Raw genomic sequence first — 19,349 nt, 5'->3', positions numbered from 1 at the left:
CAATCCAAATTGATAGCCATTTTGTATGCGTCGCTTAATGTGACGATCTGTGGTGGGAACGATAAAACCGAATCGCTCGAGCCTAAGGCGTTATGAATTCATTCTCGACATTACAGCGGCTTAATAAGCGCCATAACATTATTTTCATCTGTACTGGTCTGTTATGCCTCGCGCCTTTTATCTCATCCCCGATGGCGCTAGTGTTAGGCTTTACCTTAGCCAGCCTAGGCTGGGTGCCAGTGCAATGGAATATTGCCGCACTCACCAAAAAACTCCTGTCTTATTCGATCATTGGCTTAGGGTTTGGGATTAACTTAAACGCGGCGATAGAGGCGAGCACCCACAACTTTGGCCTGATTGTAGGCTCAATCTTTTTTACCCTCAGCCTTGGTTTTTTGCTCACCCGTGCGCTGAAATTTGATCATGTCACTGGCCACTTAATTGCCTCTGGTACCGCTATTTGCGGTGGCAGCGCTATTGCCGCAGTGGCGCCGGCCATCAATGCGCGTAACGATCAAACCGCCACTGCGTTAGCCTGCGTGTTTGTGCTCAATTCAGTCGCGCTGTTTTTATTCCCCGCACTGGGCCATTTGCTCAATATGAGCCAATACGATTTTGGCGTGTGGAGCGCCATCGCCATCCACGATACTTCATCGGTTGTCGGCGCGGCTTCGGCCTACGGCGACGAAGCTTTAAAAACCGCAACGACCATAAAACTCGCCCGCGCCCTGTGGATTATCCCAATCGCCCTTGTCAGCGCTATGCTGTTTGGTGGCGATAGTCGCAAACTTAACCTGCCGTATTTTATCGGTTTTTATTGCTTAGCCATTGGTGTGGCGCATTGGTTGCCACAATTCCATGCCATTTATGACACCTTGTTTGTGGTGTCGAAACGGGCATTAGTGCTGTGTTTGTTTTTGATTGGCGCAGGAATTACCGTGCAGAAAATGCGGGCGAGTGGTCCTAAACCTCTGTTGCTTGGGCTGATGCTGTGGACAGCAATTGGCATAACATCTTTAGTGTATATTCTGTATTTTCAATAATTAAGATTCAGTCTAAAGCCAGTCTACTCTGCCGTCGGTTTCATTCGCCAAGCCCAGCAGAGGACACCTACAAAGGCGGAAAATTCGATAAGTGAGCGCACGAGTCCAGTGGTTTGCGTCGAAACGACCAAAGCAATTAGGCAAAACACGATAATCAGCCAGTTTTTCAATTGCATCTTCCTGCAAACTTAGGGGATACTCATTATTGTTTAGAACTAAAAACTCAGCCAATATCGATTTTCAATAACAAATAGCTATAACAACTAAGGCAAACCAGCACCTATTAAGCTGCCTTATGGCTTGATGCCGTCTCATTCGCAGCAAGATCTTGATTATGTTCTTGAATAAAGTCTTCCATAAACCAAGCACAAAAGGTATGCCGTCCATCCACTGCCGCTTTGCTATAAATGGTCGATGCCTGTTGTCTGACGGTTTTCTCTTTAGTTTGGCGAACTTCGGCAATTTCTTTAAAACTTAAGCCCTTAAGCAATAGAAATGCGACCTGCTGCTCACTCTTAGTAAAACCCCACGTCTCGAATTGATGCGACACGGCTTGACTGTATTCCTGTCTGGCTGAACGCATTTGAGTCGACATATTGTCAATTTTCTTATCCGCATGCTCGAGACGTTTGGCCAACGCTTTCACCTCGCGGGAGCGACGAATAAGGTCATAACTTAAGTAAATAGCACCAACGGCCGTTAGCACTAAAAGTATGCCTTCCTGTGCTATGTGCCATTGGGGAATACCCAATTGAATGTCGGATGAGATGTCAAAAAGCTTAAAGCACATGATCACGGCTAGTAGACCAATAATGACAAGTTCCTTCATCAAAAACTCCTAAAGAAAAGCAAAATCAACCAATTAATTTATGGGACATATGTACCATAGGCGGTTTTATGATACATGTCCCCCACGACTTTCGCCCACCAATCCCTACACTGATAGCACACTTTAATACCACAGAATCGTCCTATGTCTGTCAGTACGTCTTGTATCAAGTTATGTCTGTTGAGCACCTTCGTCAGCAGCAGTTTCCTGTGCCACGCCGCGCATTCCGAGCTATCTCAAGCACTCACCACCAGCCAAGCAAGATTACATTCTCTATCTCAATCGGGCGGCCAGTTACCGCAATCACAAATAAGCTTAAGCAGCTCATCTTGGCTCAATGGCCTGCCGAGCATTAGCCTCAGCCACTTAGGTAGCCTTGATAATGGTAACAGCTACGAGCAGGAACTCTCACTCAATTTGCCAATAAAATCCCCTGCTTTGCACAGCAGCGATAAGCAAATTAAACAACTCACCCAAGGCATTCAGTCACAACAAGTCGCACTGCAAGGCCTGTATTTATCGGGATTATTGCGGCAAAGCCTGTGGGAGCATCGTCTTGCCGCAGTCAAGCTGACTCAATTAACTCGCAAGAGCCAATTACTCGAAAAACTCCATAGCCAGCAGAAGCAACTCACAGATGCGGGCGAGCTGCCAATTGCCAACATACTGTTGTTAGAACGCGAATTGGTAGATATTGGACTGGAGCGGGTTGACCTTAATCAGCAACAGGCTGAAGCGCTTGCCCTCTACCAACAACTGACCGGACAAGAGCAAATACCGCAGGAAATCGCCGAAACCGCACGGCCAATCACTACTAGTACCCATGGTAGCGATGCCCTAGTGCAGCATCCATTATGGCAACTATTGAGCCTGCAGAAGCAACAACAAATGCTAATAATCCAGAGTCAGCAAGCTGGAGATAAAGATCCCTGGACTGTCTCACTCACGGCCAAAAATACCGCCAATAACCAAGTCGATGACCAACAGCTTGGCATCGCAGTCTCTGTGCCACTGACCTTTGGTTCAGCACTATCACAAACTGAGTTATCCCAATGGCAACAGGCGAATACCGAGCAAACGCTCAATCTCGACCGCACCTATATCGAGCTAAAAACCCAGCTCAAAAAGCTAGAGCAACAGCAACAAAACCTGCTCGACCAACAGATATTACTGACCGAAGCCTTACAGCTTAGCCGCACGATCACAGAAGAGCTGGCCAAGGTCAAAGACCAAAATCAAGTCAGTTACGAAGTCTGGCTGCGCCGTTATGTGGATGCCCTCGATACCGAATCCCGCTTGGCACTGAACCAAGTCGCACAGCAAAAACTACATTCCCAACAACTGCAAGCCTTAGGAATTTTATTATGATGGCCAAGTACGGCGCATGCCTTTTATGTTTATCCGCCAGTGTTGCCACTTCAGTGCAGGCTGAATCCTTAACGATTAGCTCCCTCGGTAATTTAGACCTGAGTTATGTGCAGCCGCAAAAAGTCGCCAGCTACGAGGGCAGCCATTTGCCCGCACAGGTTGAGATCCTCCCCGGTAACGATTACTGGATTAGTACGCCTGAGAATATCCAACAGATTAGCTTCCTCGTCGGTCAAGGACAGCGCGTCACTAAGGGTCAAGCGATAGTAAAACTGACAGGGCCAGAAGTATTCCACTATCTCGCCCAAGTCGAAGCTGCTGGCAGTTTGTATAAACTGGCAAAAAGCCGTTATGAGCGCAATAAACCCTTATTAAACAATGGCAGTATCAGCTCTGAAAAATGGCGTGAGATCAGCCAAGACTACTTCAGCACTCATCTCGAATACGAGCATATGCAGCATTTTATGGAGATAGTCAAAAGCACTGATGCCGCCACCGGCTCCTTAGTTGTAGGCACGCCGGTAGATGGAATCGTCAAACTAAACCAAGTGAATGGGCCTTATATGGCGGGTTCACAGCTATTTTCGCTGGTGCCCAGCGACAGCATTCGCGTCAAAGTCAGCGTGCCTATGAGCCAGTCGCACTCGCTCTCGGCGGTAAATATCAATCAGTGCCATATCGCCATTGAGTCCATGTCGGCTATCGCCGAAGGTGCCTTTGTGACTGCTTGGTCATTACCTGTACCGCAGGACTGTAACTTACTGCTAGGACAACAGATCACTGTGATCCCCGAGTACCAAAAAGCCGTGTATCTGCTACCTAAAAATAGCGTCTTTAGCTGGGAGCAAGGCAGCCAAGTCTTCACTAAAAATGCCGACACGCTCACCTCGATCAATATCGAGATCCTGGGCTCAACACCTGAGCAATATATTGTTGAAAGCGATCAAGATCTCAGCCAAATTCAAGTGTTATCCCAGTCGGTTGCCGCAGTCAAAGGCATAATGCTTGGCCTAGGAGGCGAATAAGATGTTGACCTCAGTCATCCGCTTTTCGCTTACGCAGCGCTTATTTGTGCTGATCGTGGCGCTGATTATCATGTTAGCGGGAGCGCGAGCCTGGTTTTCCATTCCCTTGGATGCCTTTCCCGATATTTCGCCCACCCAAGTGAAGATCATCCTCAAGGCACCCGGCATGACGCCGGAGGAAATTGAAGCGCAAATCACCGTGCCGATTGAAACCGAACTGTTAGGTATTCCCCATCAATCGATTCTGCGCTCGACCACTAAATATGCCATCAGCGATATCACCCTCGATTTCGACGAAGGCACGGATATTTATTGGGCTCGCCAACAGGTCAGCGAGCGCATCGCCGCCGTGTGGGACAGTTTCCCTGAAGGTGTAACGGGCGGCGTGGCACCTATGAGTACGCCACTCAGTGAAATCTTTATGTTTTCACTCGAAAACCCCAATCTTTCCCTGATGGAAAGGCGCCAATTACTCGAATGGGAAATCCGTCCGCTGCTGCGTACGGTCGCAGGTGTCGCCGATGTCAATATTCTCGGTGGCTACGCCAAAAGCTTTAGCGTGACGCCAAAACCTGCGGCGATGGCAGCTGCGGGCGTCAGCTTTGCGGCGCTGCAACAGGCGATAGTTGAGAATAATCACAACGAAGGTGCGGGTAAGCTCACTATTGGTACAGATACCATCATAGTGCGCGCCGAAGGTCGCATCGATGATATCGACGAACTCAAACAATTAGTGCTCAAGGCCGATGATGCCAGAGTGTATCGCCTACAGGATTTGGCCGATATTCAAATTGGTCACTTAGCCCGTTATGGCGCAGTCACTAAAGACGGCAACGAAACCGCCGAAGCCTTAATCATCGCCCTCAAAGACGCCAATACTGCACAAGTGGTCAAAAATATTAAGGAAAAGCTCGAGCAAATCAGCCTAACCTTGCCAGAAGGTAGCCAGATCAATACCTTTTACGACCGCGCTAATCTGATCAATACCGCGATTGATACCATCTCCAATGCCTTGTTCGAAGCCGTAGTGCTAGTGATCATCTTGCTGGCGCTATTTTTAGGTAATGTGCGCGCCGCATTAGTAGTATCACTCTCGCTGCCACTCGCCGCACTGATGACGTTTTTGATGATGGATTACTTTAATCTTTCTGCGAACTTAATGAGTCTAGGCGGTCTGGTTATCGCCATCGGCATGTTAGTGGATTCATCCGTGGTCGTGGTCGAAAACATGGTGAATCTTATCGCCACTAAGCAGAGATTACCGCGGCTGCATTTAATTTTTCGCGCAACTAAGGACGTTGCCATTCCCGTTGTGTCGGGCACAGTGATCGTCATGATAGTGTTCTCGCCTCTGCTGACCTTGAGCGGGCTCGAAGGCAAACTCTTCACTCCGGTTGCGGTCACTATCGTATTTGCCATGCTGTCGGCGTTGGTGTTGTCGTTAACTGTTATTCCGGTTATTGCTTCTTATCTCGTCAACGAAAAAGCCGCCAAGGAACCTAAGGCGATTGAAAAGCTTAAGCACCTTTATCTGGGTAGCCTTAAGGGCACTTTTAGCCATCAAAAACGTTTTATAGTGATCGCCTTTAGCTTGCTTATCGTCAGCCTAGGGCTGTTCGGATTAGTGGGCAAAACCTTTATGCCGACCTTAGATGAAGGCGACATTATCCTACAGCTTGAGAAATCCCCGTCGATTTCACTCGAAGCTTCGATTGCCATCGACAAGCAGATTCAGCAAACCTTGTTGGCTAAAGTGCCTGAAATTAAACAGATGGTAGCGCGCACTGGCGCGGATGAAATTGGCTTAGATCCCATGGGACTCAATGAAACCGATGTGTTCTTAGAGCTTTTTCCCCGCAATGAATGGCGCTTCGAGAATAAAGAAGCACTTATCGACGCGATCCGCACTGTGTTATTGGACTATCCCGGTGTTAATTTTAACTTCACTCAACCGATACAAATGCGCGTGTCCGAAATGCTCACCGGCAGCATTGGCGACGTGGCGATTAAAGTCTTTGGTAACGATATCGACACCTTAGGTCAGCTCACTAGCCAGATCCAGCAGCTAGTTAATGCCACCAGCGGCAGCGTCGATGTGAAAATGGCAATGATCGAAGGCAGTCCTTTTATCAACCTCACCTTAGATAACGAGCTCGCCCGTGGCTTTGGCATGAGCACCATGGAGTTTGCCCGCTACCTGAAAAGCCAGCTCGAAGGCGTGATCGTGACCGAAGTGCTGCAGGGTAAGAAGCGCACGCCCGTGCTGATTGCTAACAATCAGAGCCACTTAAGCAGTATCAATGAGCTGAAAAATCAGTTACTGGTGATGCCAGATAACTCATTAAAACGCCTAAGTGATGTCGCTACCTTAAGCTATAAGCAAGGCCCAATCCTTATCGAACGTGAGCAAGGCAATCGTTTTTCAGTGATCACCACTAACGTACAAGGCCGCGATATCGTGAGTTTTGTAGAAGAGATTAACGCTAAAATCGCACAGGAAATCAAACTCCCTAGCGGTTATAGCGTCAGTTTTGGTGGTGAGTTTGAAAACCAACAACGGGCCACCAGCAATCTACTATTAGTGATCCCCATTGCTATCGCGCTGATCACACTGATTTTATTCACCACATTTGGCTCACTGGCCAAAGCTGGCTTGATCCTCGCCAACGTTCCCTTCGCTATGATGGGCGGCATAGTTAGTTTGTATCTGTCGGGGGAATATTTGTCTGTACCCGCCTCAGTTGGCTTTATCGCCCTGCTCGGTGTCGCTGTGCTCAATGGCGTGGTGATGGTCAGTTATTACGAACAAACCAAGCACATGTTCAGTAATCTGCGCGAACGGGTAGAACAAGGTGCGGCGAGGCGTTTACGCCCCATTTTAATGACGGCGACAACGGCCATGTTTGGTCTGATCCCGCTGGTATTTGCCTCAGGTCCTGGGGCTGAAATTCAAAAACCCTTAGCGATTGTGGTGATTGGCGGACTGCTCACTTCAACCATCACCACACTGTATTTACTGCCAATTCTGTATTTTTGGCTGGAGAAACGTAAATGAGCACGGAACAACTGTTAGTACTGATCGCCCAAAATGATATTAAGGACGACATAGTCGATACCCTGATAGAACTGGAGTTTCTCTCCGGTTTTAGCCTAGGCAATATTTGTGGTTTTAGCCGTGAACACAGCCATTTTAATATCAAGGAACAAGTGGAAGGTTATCGGGAGTTTTGTAAATTCGAGATCATGCACCCCGCTGCACAACAAGCGGCGCTGCTCGATGCGCTGGCGTTGGTCTGTAAACATAATCCCTGCCGCTATTGGATTATGCCCATCTATCAGAATGGTACTCTGTCTTGATCTAGATTGATGTTGATCTCACTGAGCAAGGCATACTCACTTTGTTACTAAAGTCAGTATGCCTTTAAAATAGCTACAAAATTGGCGTTGGGCGACGCACTAGAAACCCACTCAGAATAGATAAAATGCAGTAAGCGGTAAAGAAGTAAAAACCGTTTTCAAATTGCGCCTGAGTTTTTAACATTTCCCCCATGCCGCCAGAAGCATTTCCCGCCATAAACGTAATGATCAGCGCCACCACAAACACATCGGCCATCGACCACTTGGCGAGCGCATTAACGAGGGCATTAATCCTAAGTTTCAGCCCAATCGAGCTAACACATTGCTGTGCTAACATTAAACTCAACTTCAACGCAGGAATGACCACGCTAAACAACATGACTAATGCTGCGACCAATCCATTGCCAGTGGTGTAAAGCTCGGTCACTGTCCCCCATATACTGCGGGTTTTCTGCAGCACTTCGACTTCACCCTTAAGGCTGTTGAGCCCAAGTAAACTACTGACCATGCTTAGCATGCCGCGGGCATGGCCACGCCCCGAGTCTTCATCAAACCTTTGGGCAACTTGCTCTATGCCTTGCTCGGCAAGTTTAGCTTTATCGATACTGCCGCTGATGCTCAAAATAGGTTGAGTCACCCCAGGAACGAGCAATGCCAAGGATAAGAGAATAATGAAAATAGAGAATAACGGTTTCATAATACTGCCCAACAAGAGAGATGGGTTCAGTTTACGGTTTTTAACTCGATAACCACAACGCCAATCATAGGTATGATTGGCAAGACATGATTAGCTTGGGTGATTTAATAGAAAGGAGTCGGATCGATATCCAAGGAGCTAGGGGAAATTCCACGCTCAATATTAAGCTCAGATTTTAGCAAATCCACCATAATGATATCGGTATAGCGCTTTGCTTTTAAAGAATAAAAACATTTAACTATCGGATGTAACGCATCTCTATCTTTGGACGTCCAAACAATACCAACGCGACCGTCCGACAACTCAACCAAGGAACCCACAGGGTATACGCCAATACAACGGATAAACTCATAAACCAATTCTTGATCTAAGTGAAATGGCGTGAGACTGAGCAAAATCTTAAAGGCGGCGGCTGGGCTCATGGCTTCTTTGTAGCAACGTGTTGCCGTTAAAGCATCAAAAATATCGACGATACAACTCATGCGGCCATGCAGTGGAATTTGATCCTCTTTTAAGCCTAGTGGATAACCCCGACCATCTAACTTTTCGTGATGCATTAAACCGATGTCTTTGCTCATTTGCGATAATCCTTTAGCTTCGTTCAGAATATCGATTGCAAACACTTGATGCAGCTTCATATGCTCGAACTCTTCTGGCGTCAGCTTGCCCGGTTTATGCAACACTTTATTATCGACCTTAATTTTGCCGATATCATGCAAAATACCGCCAATGGCCATTTCTCGCAGCATAGAACGGTCGAGCTTTAAATATTTGCCAAACGTCACGAGTAAAAAAGCAACATTGACTGAATGCTCGAGTAAATACGCATCCTTTGAACGCAGAGCAGACATACATTTGAGCGCATCGGCATCCAATAGAGCCGACTCAATCATGCTGTCGGCAAGCGCGCCAAAGGGAGCAACTTCAATCGCTTTACCCTCAAAGGTTTCTGACAATACTTTACGAATTAAATCTTTGGCTTGGGTAAGAATCTCCTTAGCTTGCGCTTGTTGTTTCTCACGCGTTAGTGACGACTTTTTGGATTCTAACTGACTATTATTAGATGCTTTTTTCTTAAAACCACAATGGTCGGCCGAGCGTTCGGTATCGACCCAAACATACTTAATACCACTTTGAGTTAATCGAGAAATCGCATCCCTGTGCTTGATTTGTCCTGCGTTGGCGATAGCAAGTTGACCTTGGTCATGTTTGTCTATTGCACTAACAAACATACCTAATGTCAGTTGTGATACTGGCAACTTGATTAGGTCAACTGATTCTACCGACTCACTCATATCTGCAACCCCAGGGATAAGTTAATAAAAGTACTGTAATGTCCATTCGATTCGGACAGGCTTGGCTCACTTCCTTTGGTAGTATAGAGCAAGCCTAGAATTCATTCTAAGCTGTGCATTAGAAAATCACCATGCACTCTTATAGGAGTAGACTGTTGAGCTGTTCGGCTACAATATTAGCCGCTTAGTGCTGCAGTATTAAATATCCGCGGGCGTAAGCATCTGCAACTACCCCACATATCGCTCATCCAACGCCATGTATTCTGCGACCAATTGTCCATTACGCAAACTCAATTGCCGTGAAACTGCGCCATGTTCAATATTTCTATGGCTACTAAGTAAAACGGTGCAACCTTGAGAGCTTAAACCTGTAAGCAAATGCCAGACTTTACCGCAGTAATCTTTATCCATACCCGCTAAGGGATTATCCAATAACAAAACCCGAGGACGCAAACAAGCGAGGGATGCTAAGGCGATCAAATGTTGTTGGCCGTAGGACAGTCTATGGGGGGATAATTCGGCTAAAGAGGATAAGGCTAGCTCATCTAATATTTGGACGGCGCGCTCCTTCGGAAGCTTAAATCGCTTTAAGCTAAATTGCATCTCGGCTAGTACACTGGTTTCAAATAACTGTCGGCTCGGCCTTTGCATTAATAACCCAAGCTCTGCCCCATAAACGCCGAGTTTCGGCCTTCTTCCTAAGACTTTGATAGGCAGTCTTTGTCTTATATTAAGTACCCCTGCAAGGATTTTCAGTAGACTCGTTTTGCCAGAACCGTTATCTCCAACTAACGTCACGATTTCCCCTGCCTGTAATTGGAATCCCTGCGGACACCTAAATAAAACAGGGTTACTATCGAAACCAAAATCAAACGCATCAGCCTTCACAAGCACTTTACCTAAGTGCTCTCGTTTACTGTGGTTTTTGCATTTAAATACCTCTATTTGAGGTGAGTCATTGACGGTATAAATCCCTTCGGAGAGCTTGCCTCGCTCTAGCTGCCAGTAATACTGAATAATATCGGCAAAGGCAGGGGAGTTATGTTCAACCAGCACCAGCGCCATACCCTCTTGGAGTAAATTTCCCATCACCCCCAATAGCTCACTCACACCATGATCATCAAGCTGCGCCCAAGGCTCATCGAGTAACAGTAAATGCGGCTCACATACCAGTTGGGCGGCCATCATCAGCCGGTATTTTTGACCGAGGGAAAGCGTACTCACTTGAGTGTCAAGGCGTAGAAATAATCCGACTCGTCGTAATGCTAGCTGCACTTTTGGCAGCATTTTTTCAACGGGTATGCCTAGATTTTCTAACGCAAAGGCAACCTCAGCTCCCACAGTTTGGCGCAGTAATTGAGTTTGAGGATCCTGCATAACCAAACCCGTTACGAGTTGATGAGTGCGCCAAATCTCACCTTCATGTGGACGATTAAGCACACCCGCGAGCAGGTTTAATAAGCTCGACTTGCCAGAGCCCGTTGGACCGCTTATGCAGTGGCATTGGCCCGAGCCAATTCTTAGGTTAACCTCCTGTAATATGGAGGGTAACTGGCAGTCATAGTTAAAGCTAACACCTTGTAGCTCTAGGAGTTTCATCTTAAGTTTGCCAATTAATGTCAATAAAGATCTGACGTCCCGCCTGCGGCAGAGCCTCACTCTGATAGTCGTTTTCATCCAACAGATTAGTGACACGCAGGTAAACGTCACGAATGAGCGGTTGCGTGAGATTAACATCCACGAGATGTTTAGATCCTTCAGCGTCTAAATCGCTACCACCAGATGATTGTGGATATCGGTACCATCTGCTGTATCTAAAAAAGGGTAAGCACCGGCTAAATCTGTACCTCTGCAAGTTAGCCACCAGCGCCATTATTAACACCTTTACCCGCAGTAAAAGTAGACATTCTAGAGAGGGAATTAGTGATCATCATATTATTGTTGTCATGTATAAAAATTAAGATGTATCACCTATTGTGGGCAGAGATTGTTCAGCCTCAACTGAAAAATAATCAAAAGCCAACCCAGATCGACTAATTAAAACAAAAGGGGGAAGTTACCAAGGAAATAAAAGACAAAATGTCCAGACAACTTGGTTTTAACGACAAAAAGACCCATTTTAATCACATTTTTTATCGTCATAAAATGAGACTATGGTAAAAGTCACATGCTTAGGGCTTATATCTTGACACCTGCGGCAACGGCCTTTAATTTGAGCGAAAGATTCTTATTTACATACTCGAATCCTCAAGCTGTAAAGTACTTGAAAAGAATGCAATAACTTGATTCAAATTCACCGTTGCTAACAGAGTTACATTAGCCTGCACCTTTACTATCGATTACCTTTGGAGTTCTATTTGCCCGTTCATGCGCTGTCTGAAGACCTCAAGTCTCTTATCGACAAACTCATTCAATTGAAGCAGGTTCCTCCGATAGAACCGATAGTGCAGTTGTCCATGACGACTGTATCTATGCCTTTAATCTCATGGCTTGCCTCCCAGACTCAGTACCCACGCATCTACTGGCATGGGCGCGATAGAGTTGAAGAAGTCGCAACAATCGGTGCCTGCAAAGATTTTAGATTTGAAACAGGTGTCGATGATCAACAGCTCGCCATGGCATACCAGCAACAACGGGCCTTATCGACAAATCAAGATATTCGTTACTATGGTGGTGTGGCCTTTGATCGCACCATCGAATCTTGGCCTGAGTTTGGTAATAGTCGTTTTGTGTTACCTCGCATCGAATTTAGGCGTAGTGGCACACATTTCAGTTTGAGAGTGAATCTGAACTTTGCCGATAATGCTCCCCATACTGAAATCGACAATGCCATTGCCGCTATCGAAGCAGTGCTACCCGCAAAACCGCTTGCACCACCAACGAAACTTACTTTGTTAGGACGTAGCGACAGACCCGATTTTCAGCGCTGGAAAACATTAGTCGAACAAGTGGTTGACCCTAAATTTAATCGTGATACTCCAAAGGTGGTGTTATCTCGATTAACGCAACTTGAAGTTAATGAACCCGTTGATCCTTGGATGGTGCTTGCCTGCTGGCAAGGTCGTAACCCCAACAGTTTCCAATTTGGATTTCAATTTAGTCCTGAACGCACCTTTATCTCATGTTCGCCAGAGCGTTTATTTCGCCGTCGCCAACAGGAGTTGTTTACCGAAGCGCTGGCAGGAACAACAGTACGTGGCTTAAACCAAGAAGAAGATATAGCGCTGGCAAATGCCCTGCTAGAAGACAATAAAAATAGTGTCGAAAACCAACTTGTCCGCAGCCATATTGTTAATATGCTCACGCCGTTGAGCCATTATGTGGGTGCCGATGAACTGGCTACTATTTTTAAACTTAATCATATCCAACACTTACATAGAGCTATTCGTGCCGAATTAAAGGCCGGAGTCAATGATTTTCAACTGTTACAAGCACTGCATCCCACACCCGCAGTAGGAGGATTACCTCGACATTCAGCAATGAACTTTATTCGGCAACGTGAAGGCTATATGCGCGGTTGGTATGCAGGCGCCTGTGGCTATTTCAATAAGTACGAGAGTGAATTTTCGGTCGCAATTCGTTGCACACTGATTGAACCGGGTCGGATTAACCTATTTGCTGGTGCGGGAATTATCGCTGGCTCAGATCCTGAAGCCGAATGGCAGGAGCTTGAAAATAAACTCGCAACCATTATGTCAATTCTCATCGAGCTATAGCGCTTAATAAAAGGTTTTAATAGTTGTTCGCCTTCAATTTGTCGATGGTTTCAAGGTAAAGCCTCTCTTGCTCCCCCGAATCAATTAAGCGCTTATGCTCACGATCAAAATGCTGTTTAAGCATAATGCCTTTGTCTGTATCAGCAAAAGCAAAATAGGCTTCTGCTTTAATAACACCTTGAATAATATTAAAGTTTTGAGGTGATTTGAGTCTTGGTACTAAGGCAAGAATATCTTTTTGGTAATCCAATACCGCATCAATACGTCCCGCATTTAAACTGTTAAGCATAGAGAGCATATTACTGCTTTCTTCGTAGTACATAGGTACTGGCGTTAGCATGTTATACCGATAGGCAAGCATAGCTTGGACTTTTCTATGGGATAAACTTTCAATCCCAACCCAGTTTGCCGCTATCTGGGGCGTAACGGCTGCATCGATAGAGTCTACCTCCACAGCATTGTCACTTAATAAACTCTGCTTAATATCGCCCGGATAAACACTGAGAGCCATATCGGCACGCTGGTGCTCGATAAGATAGAGTGTTCGAGCAAAGGGCATAAACTCTACATTAAGCTGCCATTCTGATGCGGGGAAAACACGCTGGAGTATATCAAAGTAGTAACCTGTTTCATCGGGATTAGCATAACCTTCCCATGTCGAAGTCACCACATTGACCATCACCGGACTCGCGGCCGCAGTAGATGATAATGCAGCCAGACATAGGTAAAATACTGCAAGGAATCGTTTCATCGTTTTCCTCCTTTGGCGTCTTAAAAGTGTAGGATAGTTTGGCATAGATAGCTCAAAACGTCCCGAGTCTCGATTTCATCTTCCAAATTGGTGCGAGAATAAACAGTAAGCTTGCATCTTAATAAACGGTCACTATAATGGCGGCCCCGATTTCAGTAAGCTGTGATCGGTAACAGCGTCAAATATAATAAATGAATATTAGCGGGTTCCCTCACCCCGCCCTACACAACTAAAAAGGCCACAAATGTTAATGTTAACCACAGCGCAGCTCCGCCGCGCCTTACTCCTATTAGTAGGATTCCATATACTGATTATTTGCGTCAGCAATTACTTAGTACAATTACCATTTCAGCTGTTTGGCTACCATACCACTTGGGGCGCATTTAGCTTTCCATTTGTGTATTTAGCGACAGATCTCACAGTACGCATTTTTGGCCAACAGGCCGCCCGTAACATTATTCTCAAAGCGATGATCCCTGCGTTGATGATTTCCTATGTAATGGGGGTGCTATTCCATCAAGGTAGTTTCCAAGGTGCTGATTCACTTGCACAATGGAACACATTTGTTTTTCGTATCGCCTTTGCGAGCTTTGCCGCCTACTTGATAGGTCAACTGATGGATATCACAGTGTTTGCTCGCCTGCGAACAAGCCGCTCTTGGTGGGTTGCGCCTGCTGCGTCTACACTAGTGGGTAATTTTGTCGACACTTTAGTCTTCTTTAGCGTTGCCTTTTACGCTTCATCCGATAGTTTTATGGCGGCTCACTGGCCTGAAATTGCCACCGTCGATTACAGTTTTAAACTGCTCGTCAGCTTAGGCCTATTTCTACCCGCCTATGGTGTTTTGCTAAAAGTCTTACAAGATAAGATTTTGCAAACCAGTCCGCAAAAATCACTTTCCTGATTAACCCAACTGGCCAGACCTGTTATAGTTTGACCCGTTAATAGCGCTACCCTACTCAGGTTAACACTTGAATAGGGCTGATTTTCATGAGAGATCATTATGTATTCTATTGAAATTAAAGCCGAGACAAAACTAACGTCCGAGCTAGCCACGCAACTTATTGAACTCAGTCAACAAATTCCTGAACTAGATCGCTCCCTTACAAATGAAACGTTAGCTGAACGACTAGATGGCAAAACCAGCTTAATTTTATTAGCTTTTGTTGAAGGGGAACTTGCAGGCTTCAAACTGGGTTATGAACAAGAAGAAACCATATTTTACAGCTGGCTAGGAGGCGTTGCTTCCGACTTTCGACGCCTAGGCCTAGCTCAGAGCCTCCTTGAATATCAAGAAACATGGGCACGCCGCCAAGGCTACAACCACATTCAAGTTAAGACGATGAACCGTTTCCCTGGGATGCTTAATTTATTGATCAATAATCAATACATGATTACAGAACTCAAAGCCGATCCTAAGAGTCTTGTCGATCATAAATTACACCTCTGTAAAACGATCTAAATCGGCATGAATAGATGCAATGTCTATTTTGTAAAGATCTGCACTTTTTGTAATAAATAGCTTGCAAACACAATTGAGAATGATTATCGTTAACGTGCGTTCCAAAACTCATCTTTAACACCGATGACTGGTAATCTGAAGTTGTTAAAGTGCTCCTGAGTTTGCAAGCACGACATTGCTCACACACACTCTTTTGTGGCCGGACTCATCATCCGGCTTTTTTTTGCTTAAATTTCAGTGGCGCTTCCCGAGAAATGTAATCCGTCATAGGGATTATTCTCCTGCTCTTCTTTCGCCTCATGGTATAAACCAATTGTGAATACAGTACCTTTACCTAAGGTTGAACTCACTTCTATCACGCCACCAATTCGCTTAATAATGCCGTAACTGAGTGAAAGACCTAGACCCGTGCCATCCTTGCGTGTGGTATAAAATGGGTCAAAAATTCGGCCTAATAACTCTGGTGCAATCCCAGAACCTTCATCTTCGACCTCGATTTTAACGCCTATAGGCATATCTTGTTGCAACCAGTCATAGGTTCTCACCCAAATGCGACCTTTACCGTCCATTGCATGTGCTGCGTTTACTACCAAATTAATCAATACCTGCAGCAGCTGCGGTCGATTGACTTGCACAGGGCTAGTGGCACTAAGCTCTGTGATCAAGATAACTTCTTGCTTTTTAATCGAATGGCGAACCAGCACCATCATCTCTTCAATAATGGGCGTAATAGATTGCATTTCTAGCGGAGCATTAAATTCACCAGGCCTGCTGTACTGTAATAAGCTGCGAATAATGGTGCTTATGCGCATAACCTGCTGGATCACGAGATCAATTTCTTCTTTCACAACTTCCGCATTATCACCCAGCTCGTAGCGCATCAACTCCATATTACCGAGGATAACCGCGGTAGGATTATTAATTTCATGGGCTATGCCTGCGGTTAGCTCACCCAGTGCGGTCAGCTTTTCGTTGGTCACAAGCTGTTGGCGAGTTTCGTTCAGTAGTGCAACGTTGCGCTCTAGCTCTAAGGTCTTGTCCTGAAGGCTACGGGTACGTTCTTCGACCTTCATCTCAAGCTGCTCGGCAGCGGATTGGATCTGTGCATTACGGCGTTGCAATAAGTCGAGCATACGATCAAACTGCTCTGCCAAATTCGATAATTCGTTTTCTCTATCCAAGCCTAAGGCGCCGATCCGAATATTGCGCCCAGACTGCACCGCCTGCACAACATGATGGATACGTTCTATGGGTTGCAGCAGGCTATAGGCTCCGCGATAAACAAGTAGGCCTGATACGAGTAGCACTAGCATCAAAATTGTGCCTAGTTCAATGATATTCAAAAGATAATTATGAATAAAGGGTGACTCAGAGAATCCAGTGTAGATCATGCCAACTCGCTGACCACGAATATCCTCCAAAGGCGCATAGGCAGAAATAAACCAATCATTGAACACAAAGGCACGATCCACCCATAGTTCACCACGATTGAGTACTTTTTCACGTACTTCCTCTGACACTAAGCTACCTAAAGCTCGGCCTTGAGTTTCATTACCTTTAGGAAAAAAGTGCAACGGCACGTTAGTAGAAATACGAATATTATCTAAAAAAATGGTGACCGTACCAATTGAACGCTCTGGGAGTGTCCCTTTGTCGTATACCAAATCGCGAATATGATCGACGATACGAATATCGCGGTTAAATAAGATGCCACCATCCAAATACCAAGCAACCTTACCCTCTAAATCAGGTACTGGCAGTAAACTACGACTGAGTAGACCACGCTCTTCCACTTCCTTGCTCGGATTTTGGGCTCGCAAGGTTGCAACAATGGGAATACTCGCGGTAACGGGCAACTCAGGATCGATCCGCGCTAAACGCTCAGGCGATAACACCATCAAGCCAGAATAAGGTAATAGGCCGCCCATTTTAGGTAAAATAAACCGTAAATCTGGATCTGTCGCAGCCTCTGCGACACTGACTAAGCGTAGATAATCAAGATTAAGCAGTTGTTTTTGTTGGCTCAGAAAGGCATCAATATTAGCTCTATGATCAATTTCACCATTTAATATGGGTCGAAAATCATTTTGAAAAGCCCAAGAAGTCATCACCTTCTCGAGCTGCTTCTCCTGACGAAATTGTACCTGTTGCAAGGTATTCTCAGCCACCGCCAAGTCAGCTTTTACCTTCATAAACAGCTGCTTACCTGTATAACTGATATTCCAGTAGATAGTGATAAAGACTAAACTCACCAGCGTCAGCAAGATAGGCAGCAAGGTGAGGATTAATATGCGATAACGCACCTTGGCCTGCATTTGCTGCCAACTGACACCAAAAAAGTGAGTAAAGAAAGACACCCTAAGACTCCTGTTCGTCGCTTAAGCCAAACCACTCTTTATATTTACGATCTAAGGTCTTACGGGAAACACCTAAGTCCCTTGCTGCCGCAGATTTATTACCAGAATGTAAATCTACCACGCTGGTGACATGGTGTTTTTCTACATCTTTTAAGGGCCAATCTAAGGGATAACCTTGGGAAGCTGAAGATTCACTCTTTACCTGTTGTTTCCAATATTCCGCGGGTGGCTTACCGAGTAAAATACAACGCTCGATCATATTACGCAGTTCACGGATATTACCCGGCCATTCATGCTGTTGTAGCTTAACCATATCTTCATGGCTCCAGACGACTTCCCTCACGCCAAGTTCAGCGGCAAGTTGGCGAGTAAAGTGATGGGTTAGCTCCACTATATCTTCCGGACGATCCCTTAGTGGCGGAATTAAGATATCGAGCACATTGAGTCGATAATACAAATCTCGACGGAAGTTCCCAGCATCGACCTCTTCCAAGAGGGTTCGGTTGGTTGCAGCAATAACCCGCACATCAATATTGACTTCTTTTTCACTGCCTACAGGACGGATCGCTTTCTGCTCTAACACCCTTAGCAGAGCAGTTTGCATTTTCAGTGGCATTTCGCCTATTTCATCGAGAAAAATAGTGCCGCCAGAGGCAAAACTAAACAAACCCTCTCGGTTCCCCTTTGCACCCGTAAATGCACCAGCAACATGGCCAAAGAGCTCACTTTCGAGCAACTCAGGGGCAATAGAGCCGCAGTTGACTGGCACAAATGGTCCTTGTCGGCCACTCAGTAAATGCAGTTGTCTTGCGACCAGTTCTTTACCTGTACCAGATTCACCTTGGATAAGCACAACGGCATTAGTTGGGGCCACACGTTCTATCACATGTTTTACCGACTTCATAGCTTCGCTGCTGCCAATAATGGTCGATGAATAACCAATAGAAACCTCACGGCGAAGCATCAGGTTTTCACGCTTTAGCAGACGACGCTCAATGCAGCGATCCACTGCCGACATCATCTGATCAAGATGGAAAGGCTTCATAATAAAATCAGAGGCTCCCGCACGCAGCGCAGTGATTGCCACTTCCATATCGGCATAGCCCGTCATAAAGATAATATCCGAGCGGCGACCCTGCTCATCTAAAGCTTCATGCCATTCAATCCCGGAACGACCGGGCAAACGGATATCGACAATCAGTAAGTCAAAGTGGCAGCGGCTGCGTAATTGCTCCGCATCCTCAATACTGCCAGCGGTTTCAACTAAGGCAAACTTCTTCGAAAGTGCTTTATTTAAAAAACTCCGCATTCCGGGTTCATCATCGACGATAAGTACTGATACGGCTAAAGGGAGAGGCTTGAGGTTATTATCTATCTGGCTCATAGGGTTCGCTTCTGGACATTTTGACTCAATTGCGAGTAATTCTAGCACTGAAACTAAGTAAGTAG

At 45.8% G+C, this 19,349-nt stretch carries 16 protein-coding genes; 8 read left to right on the top strand and 8 right to left on the bottom strand.

Annotated elements, in window-relative coordinates:
• Nucleotides 1-92: 92 nt before the first annotated feature.
• Nucleotides 93-1,043, top strand: a complete 951-nt coding sequence (locus L2744_RS14730; RefSeq protein WP_248992627.1) for a YeiH family protein — start codon at nucleotides 93-95, stop codon at nucleotides 1,041-1,043.
• Nucleotides 1,044-1,326: 283 nt separating this feature from the next.
• Here L2744_RS14730 and L2744_RS14725 read toward each other — a convergent pair whose 3' ends face one another.
• On the bottom strand, nucleotides 1,327-1,872 hold the full coding sequence (locus L2744_RS14725; protein WP_248992626.1) for a helix-turn-helix transcriptional regulator: 546 nt from the start codon (nucleotides 1,870-1,872) through the stop codon (nucleotides 1,327-1,329).
• Nucleotides 1,873-2,016: 144 nt separating this feature from the next.
• On the opposite strand from L2744_RS14725, the gene L2744_RS14720 reads away from it, so the two are divergent.
• The 4 genes from L2744_RS14720 to L2744_RS14705 are packed head-to-tail and all read left to right on the top strand — an operon-like array spanning nucleotide 2,017 to nucleotide 7,622.
• Nucleotides 2,017-3,240 (top strand): TolC family protein, encoded by a 1,224-nt coding sequence (locus tag L2744_RS14720; RefSeq protein WP_248992625.1) that lies wholly within the window; start codon nucleotides 2,017-2,019, stop codon nucleotides 3,238-3,240.
• Nucleotides 3,237-4,265, top strand: a complete 1,029-nt coding sequence (locus tag L2744_RS14715) for an efflux RND transporter periplasmic adaptor subunit (RefSeq protein ID WP_248992624.1) — start codon at nucleotides 3,237-3,239, stop codon at nucleotides 4,263-4,265. Before L2744_RS14720 ends, L2744_RS14715 begins: the two co-directional genes overlap by 4 nt.
• Before the next feature lies 1 nt (nucleotide 4,266).
• Nucleotides 4,267-7,320, top strand: a complete 3,054-nt coding sequence (locus L2744_RS14710) for an efflux RND transporter permease subunit (RefSeq protein WP_248992623.1) — start codon at nucleotides 4,267-4,269, stop codon at nucleotides 7,318-7,320.
• Complete coding sequence (locus L2744_RS14705; protein ID WP_248992622.1) at nucleotides 7,317-7,622, top strand: DUF3240 family protein; 306 nt, start codon at nucleotides 7,317-7,319, stop codon at nucleotides 7,620-7,622. The genes L2744_RS14710 and L2744_RS14705 overlap by 4 nt, the downstream gene beginning before the upstream one ends.
• Before the next feature lie 73 nt (nucleotides 7,623-7,695).
• On the opposite strand, the gene L2744_RS14700 is transcribed toward L2744_RS14705, so the two are convergent.
• The 4 genes from L2744_RS14700 to L2744_RS14685 all read right to left on the bottom strand — a co-directional run bounded on the left by L2744_RS14700 (nucleotide 7,696) and on the right by L2744_RS14685 (nucleotide 11,355).
• Nucleotides 7,696-8,319: a paraquat-inducible protein A gene (locus L2744_RS14700; RefSeq protein WP_248992621.1), complete on the bottom strand. Its 624-nt coding sequence runs from the start codon at nucleotides 8,317-8,319 to the stop codon at nucleotides 7,696-7,698.
• Nucleotides 8,320-8,423: 104 nt separating this feature from the next.
• Nucleotides 8,424-9,614, bottom strand: a complete 1,191-nt coding sequence (locus L2744_RS14695) for an HD-GYP domain-containing protein (RefSeq protein ID WP_248992620.1) — start codon at nucleotides 9,612-9,614, stop codon at nucleotides 8,424-8,426.
• 228 nt (nucleotides 9,615-9,842) lie between these two features.
• Nucleotides 9,843-11,213 (bottom strand): ATP-binding cassette domain-containing protein, encoded by a 1,371-nt coding sequence (locus tag L2744_RS14690; protein WP_248992619.1) that lies wholly within the window; start codon nucleotides 11,211-11,213, stop codon nucleotides 9,843-9,845.
• A 1-nt stretch (nucleotide 11,214) separates the two neighbouring features.
• On the bottom strand, nucleotides 11,215-11,355 hold the full coding sequence (locus tag L2744_RS14685; protein ID WP_248992641.1) for a hypothetical protein: 141 nt from the start codon (nucleotides 11,353-11,355) through the stop codon (nucleotides 11,215-11,217).
• 616 nt (nucleotides 11,356-11,971) lie between these two features.
• On the opposite strand from L2744_RS14685, the gene L2744_RS14680 reads away from it, so the two are divergent.
• Entirely contained in the window at nucleotides 11,972-13,330 is a 1,359-nt protein-coding gene (locus L2744_RS14680; RefSeq protein ID WP_248992618.1) for an isochorismate synthase, read from the top strand.
• A 16-nt stretch (nucleotides 13,331-13,346) separates the two neighbouring features.
• Here the strand turns inward: L2744_RS14680 and L2744_RS14675 are convergent, their stop codons facing one another.
• Complete coding sequence (locus L2744_RS14675; protein WP_248992617.1) at nucleotides 13,347-14,081, bottom strand: transporter substrate-binding domain-containing protein; 735 nt, start codon at nucleotides 14,079-14,081, stop codon at nucleotides 13,347-13,349.
• Between the two features lie 244 nt (nucleotides 14,082-14,325).
• On the opposite strand from L2744_RS14675, the gene L2744_RS14670 reads away from it, so the two are divergent.
• Nucleotides 14,326-14,985: a 7-cyano-7-deazaguanine/7-aminomethyl-7-deazaguanine transporter gene (locus tag L2744_RS14670; RefSeq protein WP_248992616.1), complete on the top strand. Its 660-nt coding sequence runs from the start codon at nucleotides 14,326-14,328 to the stop codon at nucleotides 14,983-14,985.
• Between the two features lie 99 nt (nucleotides 14,986-15,084).
• Entirely contained in the window at nucleotides 15,085-15,543 is a 459-nt protein-coding gene (locus L2744_RS14665; RefSeq protein ID WP_248992615.1) for a GNAT family N-acetyltransferase, read from the top strand.
• A 227-nt stretch (nucleotides 15,544-15,770) separates the two neighbouring features.
• Here the strand turns inward: L2744_RS14665 and L2744_RS14660 are convergent, their stop codons facing one another.
• Nucleotides 15,771-17,900, bottom strand: a complete 2,130-nt coding sequence (locus L2744_RS14660) for a sensor histidine kinase (RefSeq protein WP_248992614.1) — start codon at nucleotides 17,898-17,900, stop codon at nucleotides 15,771-15,773.
• Between the two features lies 1 nt (nucleotide 17,901).
• Entirely contained in the window at nucleotides 17,902-19,284 is a 1,383-nt protein-coding gene (locus L2744_RS14655) for a sigma-54-dependent transcriptional regulator (RefSeq protein WP_248992613.1), read from the bottom strand.
• Nucleotides 19,285-19,349 lie beyond the last annotated feature (65 nt).

This window comes from Shewanella profunda (genome assembly GCF_023283765.1).
Lineage (GTDB): Bacteria > Pseudomonadota > Gammaproteobacteria > Enterobacterales > Shewanellaceae > Shewanella > Shewanella profunda.
Note: the sequence above shows the minus strand (reverse complement) of the source record. Positions and strands in the feature narration are given on the sequence as shown.

What these genes read in the sequence shown, in the direction of transcription:
- L2744_RS14670 (WP_248992616.1), top strand. Translation starts at nt 14,326, where the DNA reads ATGTTAATGTTAACCACAGCGCAGCTCCGCCGCGCCTTACTCCTATTA.
- L2744_RS14705 (WP_248992622.1), top strand. Translation starts at nt 7,317, where the DNA reads ATGAGCACGGAACAACTGTTAGTACTGATCGCCCAAAATGATATTAAG.
- L2744_RS14695 (WP_248992620.1), bottom strand. Translation starts at nt 9,614, where the DNA reads ATGAGTGAGTCGGTAGAATCAGTTGACCTAATCAAGTTGCCAGTATCA.
- L2744_RS14690 (WP_248992619.1), bottom strand. Translation starts at nt 11,213, where the DNA reads ATGAAACTCCTAGAGCTACAAGGTGTTAGCTTTAACTATGACTGCCAG.
- L2744_RS14730 (WP_248992627.1), top strand. Translation starts at nt 93, where the DNA reads ATGAATTCATTCTCGACATTACAGCGGCTTAATAAGCGCCATAACATT.
- L2744_RS14700 (WP_248992621.1), bottom strand. Translation starts at nt 8,319, where the DNA reads ATGAAACCGTTATTCTCTATTTTCATTATTCTCTTATCCTTGGCATTG.
- L2744_RS14665 (WP_248992615.1), top strand. Translation starts at nt 15,085, where the DNA reads ATGTATTCTATTGAAATTAAAGCCGAGACAAAACTAACGTCCGAGCTA.
- L2744_RS14655 (WP_248992613.1), bottom strand. Translation starts at nt 19,284, where the DNA reads ATGAGCCAGATAGATAATAACCTCAAGCCTCTCCCTTTAGCCGTATCA.
- L2744_RS14720 (WP_248992625.1), top strand. Translation starts at nt 2,017, where the DNA reads ATGTCTGTCAGTACGTCTTGTATCAAGTTATGTCTGTTGAGCACCTTC.
- L2744_RS14710 (WP_248992623.1), top strand. Translation starts at nt 4,267, where the DNA reads ATGTTGACCTCAGTCATCCGCTTTTCGCTTACGCAGCGCTTATTTGTG.
- L2744_RS14725 (WP_248992626.1), bottom strand. Translation starts at nt 1,872, where the DNA reads ATGAAGGAACTTGTCATTATTGGTCTACTAGCCGTGATCATGTGCTTT.
- L2744_RS14715 (WP_248992624.1), top strand. Translation starts at nt 3,237, where the DNA reads ATGATGGCCAAGTACGGCGCATGCCTTTTATGTTTATCCGCCAGTGTT.
- L2744_RS14675 (WP_248992617.1), bottom strand. Translation starts at nt 14,081, where the DNA reads ATGAAACGATTCCTTGCAGTATTTTACCTATGTCTGGCTGCATTATCA.